This window comes from Paenibacillus barcinonensis, assembly GCF_003217495.1.
Taxonomy (GTDB): Bacteria; Bacillota; Bacilli; order Paenibacillales; family Paenibacillaceae; genus Paenibacillus; species Paenibacillus barcinonensis.
On sequence record NZ_QJSW01000027.1, the window covers coordinates 35908 to 49226 of the forward strand.

At 47.1% G+C, this 13319-nt stretch carries 14 protein-coding genes; 1 reads left to right on the plus strand and 13 read right to left on the minus strand.

The features are described from left to right. Window positions 1–184 precede the first annotated feature (184 nt). The 6 genes from spoVT to pth form a co-directional block, all read right to left on the minus strand. On the minus strand, window positions 185–727 hold the full coding sequence (gene spoVT / locus DFQ00_RS25195) for a stage V sporulation protein T (RefSeq protein WP_110899222.1): 543 nt from the start codon (window positions 725–727) through the stop codon (window positions 185–187). Window positions 728–1013: 286 nt separating this feature from the next. Then, window positions 1014–2153, minus strand: a complete 1140-nt coding sequence (locus DFQ00_RS25200) for a peptidylprolyl isomerase (protein ID WP_110899223.1) — start codon at window positions 2151–2153, stop codon at window positions 1014–1016. Beyond that, window positions 2137–5664: a transcription-repair coupling factor gene (mfd, locus tag DFQ00_RS25205; protein WP_110899224.1), complete on the minus strand. Its 3528-nt coding sequence runs from the start codon at window positions 5662–5664 to the stop codon at window positions 2137–2139. The genes DFQ00_RS25200 and mfd overlap by 17 nt, the downstream gene beginning before the upstream one ends. A 132-nt stretch (window positions 5665–5796) precedes the next feature. Next, on the minus strand, window positions 5797–5970 hold the full coding sequence (locus DFQ00_RS29680) for a hypothetical protein (RefSeq protein ID WP_208643825.1): 174 nt from the start codon (window positions 5968–5970) through the stop codon (window positions 5797–5799). Window positions 5971–6009: 39 nt separating this feature from the next. Then, window positions 6010–6240: an anti-sigma-F factor Fin gene (gene fin / locus DFQ00_RS25210; protein ID WP_110899225.1), complete on the minus strand. Its 231-nt coding sequence runs from the start codon at window positions 6238–6240 to the stop codon at window positions 6010–6012. A 99-nt stretch (window positions 6241–6339) separates the two neighbouring features. Beyond that, on the minus strand, window positions 6340–6900 hold the full coding sequence (pth, locus tag DFQ00_RS25215) for an aminoacyl-tRNA hydrolase (RefSeq protein WP_110899226.1): 561 nt from the start codon (window positions 6898–6900) through the stop codon (window positions 6340–6342). A 116-nt stretch (window positions 6901–7016) separates the two neighbouring features. Between pth and DFQ00_RS25220 the strand changes: the two genes are divergently transcribed. Continuing rightward, window positions 7017–7217 carry a hypothetical protein gene (locus DFQ00_RS25220; RefSeq protein ID WP_110899227.1) on the plus strand — a complete coding sequence of 67 codons (201 nt, stop codon included), beginning with the start codon at window positions 7017–7019 and terminating at the stop codon, window positions 7215–7217. Window positions 7218–7326: 109 nt separating this feature from the next. Here DFQ00_RS25220 and DFQ00_RS25225 read toward each other — a convergent pair whose 3' ends face one another. The 7 genes from DFQ00_RS25225 to veg all read right to left on the minus strand — a co-directional run bounded on the left by DFQ00_RS25225 (window position 7327) and on the right by veg (window position 13209). Next, a complete protein-coding gene (locus tag DFQ00_RS25225) occupies window positions 7327–8280 on the minus strand; it encodes a ribose-phosphate diphosphokinase (RefSeq protein WP_017691370.1) in 954 nt (317 codons plus the stop codon). Window positions 8281–8378: 98 nt separating this feature from the next. Then, window positions 8379–9770, minus strand: coding sequence for a bifunctional UDP-N-acetylglucosamine diphosphorylase/glucosamine-1-phosphate N-acetyltransferase GlmU (gene glmU / locus DFQ00_RS25230; protein ID WP_425271059.1), 1392 nt, complete (start codon window positions 9768–9770; stop codon window positions 8379–8381). A gap of 355 nt (window positions 9771–10125) precedes the next feature. Next, window positions 10126–10410, minus strand: a complete 285-nt coding sequence (spoVG, locus tag DFQ00_RS25235) for a septation regulator SpoVG (protein WP_017691372.1) — start codon at window positions 10408–10410, stop codon at window positions 10126–10128. A 187-nt stretch (window positions 10411–10597) separates the two neighbouring features. Then, complete coding sequence (gene purR / locus DFQ00_RS25240) at window positions 10598–11425, minus strand: pur operon repressor (RefSeq protein ID WP_110899229.1); 828 nt, start codon at window positions 11423–11425, stop codon at window positions 10598–10600. 97 nt (window positions 11426–11522) lie between these two features. Further along, window positions 11523–12377, minus strand: a complete 855-nt coding sequence (gene ispE / locus DFQ00_RS25245; RefSeq protein WP_110899251.1) for a 4-(cytidine 5'-diphospho)-2-C-methyl-D-erythritol kinase — start codon at window positions 12375–12377, stop codon at window positions 11523–11525. Between the two features lie 150 nt (window positions 12378–12527). Next, window positions 12528–12707, minus strand: coding sequence for a small, acid-soluble spore protein, alpha/beta type (locus tag DFQ00_RS25250; protein ID WP_110899230.1), 180 nt, complete (start codon window positions 12705–12707; stop codon window positions 12528–12530). 229 nt (window positions 12708–12936) lie between these two features. Beyond that, window positions 12937–13209, minus strand: a complete 273-nt coding sequence (gene veg / locus DFQ00_RS25255; RefSeq protein ID WP_110899231.1) for a biofilm formation stimulator Veg — start codon at window positions 13207–13209, stop codon at window positions 12937–12939. Window positions 13210–13319: the final 110 nt, after the last annotated feature.

The window sequence follows — 13319 nt, forward strand, 5'->3', positions numbered from 1 at the left end:
TACGTTGGAATATTTTCTACACTTTAACGGAGAGGACAGAAAAAACCTGAAAAAGCTTGTATCAGAAGCATAAGCTTCGCCTTTATCACCGGATGACTTGTGTAAACACCTGTAGTTCAACTTATATGTAAAAAGCAAAAACTCCCGTATGCCCGGTACAGGCTCACAGGAGTTCAGCTGCTGTCTATTGTTCCATTTGCTTGCCGAGGAAACCCGCAGCAGTCTCAGCCATTTTGGTTTCCATCTGAGACATCTTCACAGATTCATCCTTGTTGTACAGGATGACCGTTCCAATCGGATCGCCTCCAGAGATAATCGGCGCAATAACAAACGAGGATAACGTCTCGTCATGATCTTTGCTAATCTCATAGGTGCCGCTTGTTACTTCCATCATCGTTTTGCGGTTCTCCATGCAGCTCTCTACAAGGCTGCCAACCTGCTTGTCCAAATATTCTTTCTTGGAGCCTCCTGCCACCGTGATAATTGTATCCCGGTCAGAAATCATCGTAACGTGACCTGTGCTCTCATATAACGATTCTGCATATTCTTTGGCGAAATCGCCAAGCTCGCCGATCGGTGAATATTTTTTTAATATAACTTCACCATCCCGATCCACGAAAATTTCAAGCGGATCTCCTTCACGAATACGTAACGTACGACGAATCTCTTTTGGAATGACCACACGACCCAGGTCATCTATACGGCGGACAATACCAGTAGCTTTCATTTTACATGTTGCCCCACTTTCTCGAGAAGATTTTTCAACTACTGTTCCTTAATGGGTAGAGGAAAGTCCCAGAACGTTTTAGTGTGATTTCTTGACCATAGTATTCATCTGTTCCCATATCCTTATACATGCTTTACAGAATATCGTTAATTATCTTTTGCAAAAACAAAACGAAGCACAGAAAGAACCGTAGTTCTCTTTGTGCTTCGTCAAAAGCTTGTCCTGCATCTCGCTATACATAACCCGCCCTGTCAGGCCTTCCCTGAAGTGCGCTGTAGCGTTACAGTTACTTGCTGCTTGTACCCTCTTCGGTTTTTGCATCCGATGTGCCTTGATCTGTCTTAGCATCAGTACCTTTGGAATCGGTTTTGGACTCGTTCGTTTTAGTACCTTCTGTGCCCGTTTTTCCTTCCGTTGTACCTTTATTCTCTTCCTCTTTTTTATCCGTTTTAGGAAGTTTTACCTCTTTGATGATTTTTTCCAGATCTTTTTGCATGAAGGTATCAATTTCAGCTGCAGCCAGCTGGCTTTTCAGTGTTTCTTTTTGCTCAGCCGTCAATTTAGAGAAATCTGCTTCCGTACGAGCTTCCACCTTCATGATGTGGTAACCGTACTCTGTTTCAATCGGATCACTGATTTTGTTCAGTGGCAATGTTTTGGCAGCTTCCTTGAATGCTTCTACCCAAGTGGAAACTGGTGTATTCTCATACAATCCGCCTTTATCTGCTGATCCCGGATCTTCAGAATATTTTTTAGCAATTTCAGCAAAGTCAGCTCCGCCATCCAATTTTGCTTTTACTTCTTTCGCAATTTTCAAAGCGTCTTCTTTCTTACGCTCTTTTTGCGTTTTAGGATCAGTAAAGTTAATCAACACATGACGTACGGATGCCGTTGTGAACTGATCTTTGTTTTTCTCAAACTCCGCCTTCATGGCATCTTCAGTGATTCCTGTTTCTTTATCTTTAATTACCGTCATAATACGAGTCATGTAGTCTTTAATGTTCTGGTCTGTCAGATTTTGAGCTTTCAACATTTCAGCCCATTGGTCTTCTTTCACCTGTGCCTTCATTTTGTCGAATTGCTCGGATGCTGTTTTGGCACCGGCCGTTTTGGCTTCTTCACTTGCTTTGCCACTCAAATATTCGTAAGCCACTTCCTGTTTAACCAGGTACTCCTTGAAATCATCCATATCCATCATTTGTGCATATTCAGGATAGAGGAACTTCATGACACGCTGTTCCAAGTCAAATTCATTCGCCGTAATCGTGCCACCATCATAGGTTGCTACAACAGCACTTGTATCCTTGGATTCTGTTGCCTTGCCGCCTTCTTCCTTCTTGCCGCATGCAGCAAGCAAGGACAGGGACAGTACCGCCACCAAACCTACGGACAGCACTTTTCCCACTTTTTTATACTTTGCTAACATCTTTTAGTTCCCCCTTTGATTTAAAAGCAGTCTTCATGGACTCCAGAAATTTCTCTACCAGCTCCATCAGTTGCTTATCCCCAAGCCCCTTGCCTTTAACATGAATCAGCATATGGGGTCCTTGTTCAAATTGTACACGTCTTTCGAACTGATTTCCAATGTGTGAGATTTTTGAGAGCTCAAAGGCATTTTCACGCCCCTCATAGAACTTCACCGTAAGGTCATCCCCGCGCTGTGTAATCGACTCAATTCCATAGATTTTGCCGTACACTTTGAGGCGGGCCACTGCCATCAGGTTAATGACGGCCTCTGGCAGATCACCGAAGCGGTCAACCAGTTCGTCTTCCAGCTCCATGGCGTCGTCGAAGGAAGCGATAACAGCCACCTTTTTATAAATCTCAATCTTCTGAATACTGTCATAAATATAGTCAGATGGCAAGTAGGCATCAATACTGAGATCCAGCGTAGTATTCCACTGATCCGAAGGCACCGGCTCTTCACCCAGCATCGTAACTTTACGTTTGTTGATCTCCTCAGCGAGCATCTGTGAATACAGATCGAACCCGACGGAAGCAATGAATCCATGCTGCTCCGCTCCGAGCAGGTTACCTGCGCCACGAATGGACAAGTCACGCATCGCAATTTTGAAGCCTGAACCCAGCTCGGTGAATTCCTTGATGGATTGCAGACGCTTCTCTGCTACTTCGGTCAGCACTTTATCCCGCTGGTACGTGAAATACGCATAGGCAATCCGGTTGGATCGACCTACCCGTCCGCGCAGCTGGTAGAGCTGCGAGAGCCCCATTTTATCCGCATCATGCACGATCAGTGTATTTACATTTGGAATGTCTACACCGGTCTCAATGATGCTGGTACTCACCAATACGTCATACTCTCCGTCCAGAAAATCGAGAATTGTCTTCTCCAGCTCGGTTTCGGACATCTGACCATGCCCTACGCCCACCTTGGCTTCCGGCACCAGCTCCGAAATTTCCGCAGCCATCTCTTGAATGCCCTGCACGCGGTTGTAGAGATAGTACACCTGACCCCCGCGGGCCAGTTCACGCTCAATCGCTTCACGAACCAACGCCTGGCTGTGCTCCACTACATACGTTTGTACAGGGAAACGGTTCTCTGGCGGTGTTTCGATGACAGACAAGTCACGCACACCCAGCATCGACATGTGCAACGTACGCGGGATCGGCGTCGCTGTAAGCGTAAGCACATCCACGTTGGTTTTGAGCTTCTTCAGCTTCTCCTTATGGGTTACACCGAAGCGCTGCTCTTCATCGACAATGAGTAGACCGAGATCCTTAAATACCAGATCCTGTGACAGCAAGCGGTGTGTGCCGATAACAATATCAACTGTACCCGATTTAATTCCCTTTGCTGTCTCATTTTGTTCCTTACGGGAACGGAATCGGCTAAGAACATGGATGTTGAACGGGTAACCCGAGAAGCGCTCACGGAACGTTTCATAGTGCTGCTGGGCCAATATCGTGGTCGGCACAAGCACCGCCACCTGTTTGCCCTCAATCGCTGCCTTGAACGCAGCACGAATGGCTACTTCCGTCTTGCCGTAACCAACGTCTCCACACAATAAACGATCCATTGGACGGTTTTGTTCCATATCTTTTTTGATTTCCTCAATCGCACGCATCTGATCACGTGTCTCATCGTAAGGGAACATGTCTTCGAACTCCTGCTGCTCCGCGGAGTCCTTGTCGAACCCATATCCTTTGGATGTTTGACGTTCAGCATACAGCTTGATCAGATCATCAGCGATATCCTGAACGGAGGAACGAACTTTATTTTTAACCCGCGTCCATTCGTTACCGCCCAGCTTGTATATTTTCGGCTCCTTCTCTTCGGAACCCACATACTTCTGAATCAGATCAATCTGCTCAATAGGCACAGACAATTTGTCGCCGCCTGCATACAGGATGTGCATGTAGTCCTTGTGAATGCCAGCGACCTCAAGCGTGCCTATCCCCAGATATTTACCAATCCCGTGATTCTGGTGAACGACATAATCGCCTACTTTTAGCTCACTGTAGGATTTAATGCGCTCGGCATTATCAATGTTTCGAATCGGCTTCCGGGTTTTACGCTGCTTCTGCGAGAACATCTCGCCTTCCGTAATAACCGCCAAATGAATGGAGGGCATCTCGAAGCCAGTTTGCAAGTTGCCGTTCAGCATCTCCGGCTCGGGAATGTCATAATCCTGTAGCACGCGGCGCATCCGATCCATGCGCTCCTCGCCATTGGCGAGCATTAACACCTGAACGCCAGCCTTCTGCCAACGCTCCATCTCCGCCTTCAGCACGTTCATCTGACCGTGAAAATCCTGCATGCCACGGCTAATAAAGTTCAGAATGTTCTGAGGCTGTGTATGCGGAACCTGACGCAGGAAGATCGACATAAATATGGTCTGGAACGAACGCTCATAGAGCAGCTCATCCCCATCGGCCGATAGCGGCAGATCAGGCAATGTTTTACCATTTTGCATCAGATGCAGGTTCCACTCCGATTCGTCTCTGTCCAGTTGTTTTGAGGTTTCCGACAGTCTTGCCGGCTCATCCATGACCAGAATTGTATCTTCTGGCATATAGTCATAAATCGTTTTATTTTCTGGATAAAGCGGGGAGATGTATTTGTACATTTCCGAAAAATAGACATGCTGACGCAACAGCTCAATCTCCCGGTGCATCTCTTCCCGCAGCCGTAGCTTGGCCTGACGATCCGTCATTTTCTCCAGCTGCTGCTCCAGTAGAATTGCCGTCGTGTCGGCTGCTTTCTCCATCCGCTCCCGATCTGCAATCAATTCCTTGCATGGCAGCACTGTGATCTCTTCGATCCGTTCAATAGAACGCTGATCTGCCGGATCAAACGTACGGATTGAATCAATCTCGTCGTCAAATAACTCCACCCGATAAGCAATGGATGAAGTCACTGGATAAAAGTCGATAATTCCTCCACGAACGCTCATCTCACCGCGGGATTCAACGCGCTCCACACGCTCATATCCCAGCGTCACCATTTCCAGCAGGAATGAGTCCAGTTGAAGCGTACTGCCCTGTTTAATCTGAATATGCGCGTTTGCCATTACTTCCGGCAGGGGAACATATCGTCTTACCCCGGAAAAAGGAATGACAACAATACCCCTGAACCCTTGGGCACAGCGGACCAATACCTCTATACGCTGAGCGAGCGTCTCTGGACTGGATACGGCTGCCTCGGCGGCAACAAGTTCATTGGCCGGATAGATCAGCACCCGCTCAGGTGAAAGCGCTTCCTGTAAATCTTCTGCAATCTTTTGTGCGGAAAACATATTATGTGTTACGACGAGCAGCGGACGGTCCATCTCCTGGTGTAGCGCTGCCAGCATAATCTGACGAGCCGAGCCGGATAGGCCAGAAACCAGCTGCTCCTTCATGCCGGACTTGACCCCGGCCGTAATGGACGTAAAGTCCGGGTCTTTGGAAAAAGCCTGTATGAGTGCTTGTAACAAAAGGGGCACCTCTCTTATAACTTTCTTGAATATTGCACGTATCTGTGCAGCATTTTGATGGTCATTGGCATGTTTATAATTGGATAGTTATTCCTTTTTGTCCTGTTTCATCATAAAGGATTACTCGACACATTACCATATCTGTTCATATAGCTTGCTCTGAATTGAAGCTGCGGGCAGGCTTGAGATCAGCCCATCCCTGATTTCGTTCCAACTGAAAAGAAGCCTCAGCAGGCTGCCAAGGCTATAAAAGGTTGGTCGCACATATGCTGCGGCCTTCCCATCTGTCATTTTTTCAATGTTCATTCATTCATAATGTGCTTCAACCCTCGCCACATGCGTTGTCTATTGAAGCGGACTAGCCAGCAGACTCAGCTCGGGGTTATGCTCCAGCGCTTCCTTACAATAATCACATGTAATGCGAACGGTCACATCACCACCGGAATTATACGCTATTATATCCCTCCGCTCGTCGGGGGTCAAGAAATGAAAACCAAGCTGCGCTTCTGTAATTTTAGACGAATCAATACGACCAATAAAAGTACGGCAATGCCGACATACATAATTCACTGACATAGTTATGCCTCCTGAACATGGTTTATACATCCAGTATGTCCAGATTGTCCGAATTGAAATCGGCGTTTTGATCTTTTTTTCCAGTCGCACTAGACGATATTAACCGTTGAACTTGGCCATCGTATGCTCAAACGTATTCGTCAGGCTGTACTCCAGCGCATCACATGTCTGCTCAATCGTCTGCTCCAGCGCTTCTTTTTCCTTCTTCATAAATGTAGACAGCACATAATCCACGATGGCATGTCCCGGGTCAGGTCTTGATATTCCCATACGAACCCGGTTAAACTGTTGTGTACCTGTATGCTGAATAATGGACTTGATTCCATTATGTCCGCCTGCACTACCCTGATAACGCAAACGCACCTTACCAATCTCGGTATCCATATCATCATACACAACGATCAGATCTTCCAGACTCACTTTATAAAAATCCATATAAGCCCTTACGGATTCACCAGAAAGATTCATGAACGTCATCGGTTTGATCAGCACCGTTTTGACGCCACCGATGTTGCCCTCTCCGATCAGAGCCTTGCATTTGTTTTGCGTCACAGCAATGTTATGGCGTTCTGCGAAACGATCAAGTGCCATAAAACCGATATTATGCCGCGTTTTGGCATAGTTCGAGCCTGGATTTCCAAGTCCGACAATCCACTTCATCATATTCCCTCCTTCGGTTTAGCCTGAGGTGAGGCATAGACTTCGAATGTTATATTTCATATAATATCAGGAAAGCACGTATCGAACATTTATCCACCCAGGAAGGTGAGCGGGTTTTGCGCGAAGATAACGGACAACTGACTCAACATAGTGACTTTATTTATCATCTGGAGCATCATGTGCCTGTACAGGTGTATGACCGTGACACACATATCGAGATCGGTTTGATTACCCGTTTCGATAGTCAATTTGTCGAAATTGCCGATACACTTTTTCACAGACGCCGCTTCCGCTTTATTTCCCGCCCGGGATATTAATGCACGCAGGCACCCTTTGATCATCCTAATCAAAAACGGCACGCCGACAGGGGTTACATTTTCCGTTCAACCGGAAGACGTAACCCCTCTACTACTTTATGCAGACATCTTATTCAATTTCGAACAGCTTGCTGATGGACAATTCCTCATGAACACGGATAATCGCTTCCCCAAGCAATGGCGCTACAGACAACACTTTGAGCTTGCTTGTCGGATTGGCGTGTGTAATTGGAATCGTATCTGTGACGATGACTTCCTTCAGCGGTGCATTCTCCAGACGCTCCATTGCAGGCCCAGACAATACCGGGTGAGTACAGCAAGCGTATACTTCCTTCACGCCGCCCTCCATCAAAGCATTGGCTCCCAGTACAATCGTTCCGGCAGTATCAATGATGTCATCAATCAGAATCGCTGTTTTTCCTTCGATGTTACCGATAATGTTCATCACTTCACTGACATTCGGCTCTGGACGACGCTTGTCAATAATCGCGAGTGGCGCATTCAGGAAATCAGCCAGCTTCCGCGCACGTACGACACCACCGTGGTCAGGTGACACAACAACCGGGTTTTCAATCTGTTTCGAGCGGAAATATTGTGCCAGGATCGGCACTCCAAGCAAATGGTCAACCGGAATATCGAAAAATCCTTGAATCTGCATCGCATGCAGGTCCATCGCAATCACACGAGTTGCCCCGGCTTTTTCAATCAGATTAGCAACCAGCTTCGCCGTAATCGGGTCACGCGAACGTGCTTTACGGTCTTGACGTGCATAGCCATAATACGGAATTACAACGTTAATTGTTTTGGCAGATGCACGTTTCAGTGCATCAATCATGACGAGCATTTCCATCAGGTTGTCATTAACCGGCAAGCAAGTGGACTGTACGATGTATACGTGACAGCCGCGAACACTCTCGGAGAGCTTCACTTGAATCTCGCCATCGCTAAAGCTGGTTGTATGAGATTCACCCATAGGAATCCCGATATAGTCAGCAATTTGATGGGCAAGCTTGGGGTTAGAATTGCAAGTAAATATTTTTAGTTTCGAGTCAAAATAAGTCATAAAATAAAAACCCTCCGTGCTGGTTCATTGGAATCTATAAGCGTCTGCGACATGTCGGCACCTCCCGTATACCGGGAGGTGGTGGTTATCAAAACCCTTTATTCGGGTTTAGCGTTTTGTTTCTTGGCTTTGGCACGCCCGCGGATTTTTTCCGCGTAACCGGCCTTGTTCTCCTGACGTGCACGAGCAATCGCCAGATCATTCTCAGGAACGGAATGTGTAACCGTGGAGCCCGCAACAACATATGCACCTTTACCAACTGTAATCGGCGCAATCAGATTGACATTACTGCCTACAAAGGCATTATCTTCAATCGTTGTCACAGCTTTATTATAACCATCATAATTGACCGTTATTGCTCCGCAACCTACATTTACGTTCTTGCCTACCTGTGCATCCCCAATATAACTAAGATGGGACACTTTGGAGCCTTCATCAATTGTAGCATTTTTCACTTCGACAAAGTCACCAATTTTTACGTTTCGGCCTAATTTTGTACCTGGACGCAAATTAGCAAATGGGCCTACCGTTGCATCGGGACCAATCTCTGACTTGGACACCACGGAATGTTTGATCGCTGCACCATCTTGTATGATGCTGTCCTCGATATCCGCATGGGGGCCAATATGGCAGGCTGCGCCGATAGATGTAGTACCTTTAAGAACGGTTCCCGGATACAATACTGTATCTGCTCCAATCGTAACATCTGCTCCGATATATGTCGATGACGGATCAATGATTGTTACACCATTCAGCATATGACGCACGGCCAGACGTTCACGCATATATGCTTCTGCTTGTGAAAGTGCAAGTCTGTCATTAACTCCGATGGACTCTGCAATATCATCAGACATATACGCCTCAACCACTTCACCTTCATTTTTGAAGATGCCGATCACGTCTGTCAGATAATACTCGCCTTGAGCGTTCTGGTTCGTTACCTTCTCCAGTGCTGCAAACAGCTTGGCATTATCGAAGCAGTACGTGCCTGTATTAATCTCCTTAACAGCATCCTCCTGTGGTGTGCAATCCTTCTGCTCTACGATCCGCTGAACGGAACCGTCTTCGCCGCGGATAACACGTCCATATCCTTTAGGTTGTTCAAGCTCAGCGGTAAGTACTGTTGCAGCTGCTCCGTTTTCCTCATGCAGCTTCATCAAACCTTCCAGCGTTTCACTTGTAACGAGCGGAGTATCACCACAAACCACAATGGTTGATCCACTTTCATTGCCAAGCAGCGATTTCACCTGCTTCACGGCATGTCCCGTACCAAGCTGTTCCGCCTGTAGCGCGTACTCTGCTCTGGAACCTAAAAATGACTGCACCGCTTCGGCTCCATGTCCGACAACAACCACACTGCGTTCCACGCCTGCGCGAAGTGCTGCATCCAGCACATGTCCGACCATAGGTTTACCACATACGGGATGCAGCACTTTGTACAATTTCGATTTCATTCGTTTGCCCTGACCTGCGGCCAGAACAATTGCCATGCGTTTCAAAATTAACGACCTCCTGTTCTGAAAATCCCCTTGGATTCTGTATCCTATTGTCTCCAAGTGAGTATCGTTCAGCCGGCTTCAAGCCGGTTTTGTTCATCGCCTGCTGACGCTGTAATCACGCATAACAACGCAGTCACAAGCAACTCGTGACTTCAATGTAACGCCGTGTGCCTTGCGGGCTAAACTGAATCCCAACGATTCCTGAGATGCCGCTCTGCAACCAAACGCAATATGCGCTCTGGTCCTCTTTTGAATAAACTCAATACTGAATATATCTTATTCCGGTCAAAAAGAAAAGAGAGCCATAAGACATGGCTCTCTTTTCCTTCGAACCCCAATAATGTTCTCAGGCACCTTCTTCAATGACTTCTTCCTCAGTCGCTGCACGATCATACTCAGTTAGTACTGCTGCCTGAATCTTTTCACGCGTACCGGAAGAGATCGGGTGGGCGATATCACGGAACTCTCCGTCAGGAGTCCGCTTGCTCGGCATTGCAACAAACATTCCGTTGTTACCATCGATGACACGAATGTCATGTACGACAAATTCATTATCGATGGTAATGGATGCGATAGCCTTCATTCTCCCTTCCGAGTTAACGCGGCGGAGTCTGACATCCGTAATTTGCATGTGTGTGTTCACCACCTTTTTCCATCAGAACTTGGTGTATAATTCCACACAGCCTATACGAACTCCTTCTTTTATGACCATAAAAATATCCTAATATCAGGAATTTTTTTATTTAATACACAATTCGACAACGTTAGTGCCAGGTCGATGGAAAAGAACCTTTCCCGACATGTTATTCGCCATGATTCTACAGGTCAAAATAGTTACCTGGCGAGACAGAAATGTGTCTGCTTTTCGCATCAACTGCTGTCAGCTTCGCGAGAGATACATAATCCGTCAGCAGACGCTCCTCGGAGTCCACTGAACCCGACTCCACCAGCACGCCTACACCGGCTACCGTTGCATTAAACTCCGCAAGCAGATCAATCATACCTTGAACCGTCCCCCCGGCCTTCATGAAATCATCCACAATCAGCACACGGGAATGCTCTTTCATTGCACGGCGGGATAGGGACATGGTATGCAGACTTTTGTGGGACCCCGACACATAATTAATACTTACGGCCGATCCCTCCGTAGCCTGATGGTCCCTGCGAACGAGCACAACAGGAAGGTTAAGCTGGGCTCCAGTCGCATATGCGAGCGGAATTCCCTTGGTTTCCACCGTCATGACTACATCAATGTTCATATCGCCAAAAGCCGTTGCAAAAATCTTGCCCGCTTCATTCATCAGAGCCGGCTGGCCCAGAAGGTCTGACATATACAGATAACCTCCCGGCAAAATCCGGTCCGGCTGTGCAAGCTGTGTAGACAGACGCTCAGCAAAAGCAAGAGCATGCTCCACAGGCACCTTCGGAATCCACTTCACTCCACCGGCAGCTCCTGCCAGTGTATGCAGTTCTCCTGACCCACCTTCTTCGAACACTTCCTTAATAATGGCCAGATCCTCACTGATTGACGACTTGGCAGCACCATAACGTTCGGCAAATGTGGTGAGCGGAATCACCGTATGTGGTCTCGACAATAAGTATTGCGTCATTTCAACCAGCCTTGCGCTTCGTTTTAACTTCTTCACAGAGATCCATCCTCACGATCACGGAAACATCCAAATCCGAATAATTATTTAAAAATATACCACCTTTATACGTGTTTGTACATTATAAAAGTAAATTTCACGTCAACATCCGTACAGCGTAAACTTCTTTACAGAAGCCACGAAGGCCGTTATAAATCCGGGCCACTTTGGATTCCTTCGACACAAGTCCAAATACGGTTGGGCCACTACCGGACATCAGCACCCCGTCTGCACCAAGACGAATCATCGCATTTTTGAGATGCTGCACCTCCGGGTACAGCTTCAAGGTCACATCCTCCAGCACGTTGCCCATCTGACTGCAGACCTCTGTGAAGGATTGATTGCGAATCGCCTGCTCCATTTTGGCGGCACTAGGATGCCGAACAATCTTGTCGCTGCGAAAACGTCCATATACATCTGCGGTCGACACATTGATTGGAGGTTTGGCTAAAATAACCCAGCACTGCGGCGGATTAGGTATAGGGGTCAGCTTCTCGCCCCGTCCTGTTGCAAGCGCCGTACCACCTGTAATACAGAACGGCACATCTGACCCCAGCTCGGCACCCAGTTCCTGCAATTCCTGATCTGGAATGTTCAGCCGCCACAGACGGTTCAAGCCGCGAAGTGCTGCTGCTGCATCACTGCTTCCACCGGCAAGACCGGCAGCCACCGGAATTTTTTTGTCGAGATGAATATGAACCCCTGTACGTACGTTGTAACGCTCCTTGATTAGTCTGGCTGCCTGAAAAGCCAGATTCTTCTCGTCCAGCGGGATATATCCTGCCTGACTGGAGATCACAATGGTATCACGCGGTAGTTCCGACATCTCAAGCCGATCAGCCAGATCCACCATCGTCATGATCATTTCAACTTCATGAAATCCATCACTTCTTTTATGTAGGACATCCAACATCAAATTAATTTTAGCTGGCGCTTTTTCGTAAATTTTCAAGGCGTTCACCCGTCCTCACCTTTTCCCTAAGACAACTTAACATATTATATCAAAATGGGACTGTCAAGTCATTTCTATTCCGCATCTACGGGGAAAAAGCGGGGTATCCCAGATGAAATATTCCCCGCTCTCCAATCTGATGAACACTGACTACGATTTACGCGCTGCCTGCTCGGCCATCTGAATAGCCCGCTTCACCATGTTACCGGCATCCTTGGCCTTGATACCGCCCCAGCCCTCCCGCTGGACAGTATCATAGAAGCCGAGATCCTTCGCCAGCTCATACTTCAGTTCCTCCGACATGACACTCCTTCTTCTGCCACGACTCATGAATGATCCTCCTCCATCGGTTAAGTGATATGTTATCGAGGTGATAAGGCCGTTCTAAATCCCGAAAAGCAGTAATCCCCAGGTCCTGATCTGCCTGATATAAGATTGAGGTATCTCTCCATGACCTGTTCCGTTAGTATGCCGTTCCTGAACGATCATCATTCTTTGATTATCGCCGCATATAAAAAGCGGCCCACCCTCTAGGGGTGAGCCGCCTGTAAACCGATGCTTACGTCTCCATAAAGGAGTTCGTCTCGCTGCCAGGATCAAAAACCATGACCTCTACAGACTCCGTAAGTATATCCGCATAACTGTATGATACTCGCTTGAAGGTTTCTTGCTCTTCATCAAGCTTTACAATAAAAACAGAAGGGTACGTTTCTTCCAATACACCTGTACGCTCAATTGTCTTACGGCGGCCACCATTAGCCCGCAGCGTAATTTTCTGACCAATATGTGCATCGAGATTGCGTTTGATATCCAACAGCGTATTTTTAGCCATTGTAGACGTCCACCTCTTTTCTTGTCCATTATACCGTATTTTACAGTCATTGTCAAATCAAAGCTAAATATTATATCAGCAGTAAAAAGTTGTTGTCAATGAATTTTTTC

Excerpts from the sequence above, each read along its gene's own strand:
- spoVT (WP_110899222.1), bottom strand. The coding sequence starts at position 727 with ATGAAAGCTACTGGTATTGTCCGCCGTATAGATGACCTGGGTCGTGTG.
- DFQ00_RS25200 (WP_110899223.1), bottom strand. The coding sequence starts at position 2,153 with ATGTTAGCAAAGTATAAAAAAGTGGGAAAAGTGCTGTCCGTAGGTTTG.
- DFQ00_RS29680 (WP_208643825.1), bottom strand. The coding sequence starts at position 5,970 with ATGAACATTGAAAAAATGACAGATGGGAAGGCCGCAGCATATGTGCGA.
- fin (WP_110899225.1), bottom strand. The coding sequence starts at position 6,240 with ATGTCAGTGAATTATGTATGTCGGCATTGCCGTACTTTTATTGGTCGT.
- pth (WP_110899226.1), bottom strand. The coding sequence starts at position 6,900 with ATGAAGTGGATTGTCGGACTTGGAAATCCAGGCTCGAACTATGCCAAA.
- DFQ00_RS25225 (WP_017691370.1), bottom strand. The coding sequence starts at position 8,280 with ATGACTTATTTTGACTCGAAACTAAAAATATTTACTTGCAATTCTAAC.
- glmU (WP_425271059.1), bottom strand. The coding sequence starts at position 9,770 with ATGGCAATTGTTCTGGCCGCAGGTCAGGGCAAACGAATGAAATCGAAA.
- spoVG (WP_017691372.1), bottom strand. The coding sequence starts at position 10,410 with ATGCAAATTACGGATGTCAGACTCCGCCGCGTTAACTCGGAAGGGAGA.
- DFQ00_RS25250 (WP_110899230.1), bottom strand. The coding sequence starts at position 12,707 with ATGAGTCGTGGCAGAAGAAGGAGTGTCATGTCGGAGGAACTGAAGTAT.
- veg (WP_110899231.1), bottom strand. The coding sequence starts at position 13,209 with ATGGCTAAAAATACGCTGTTGGATATCAAACGCAATCTCGATGCACAT.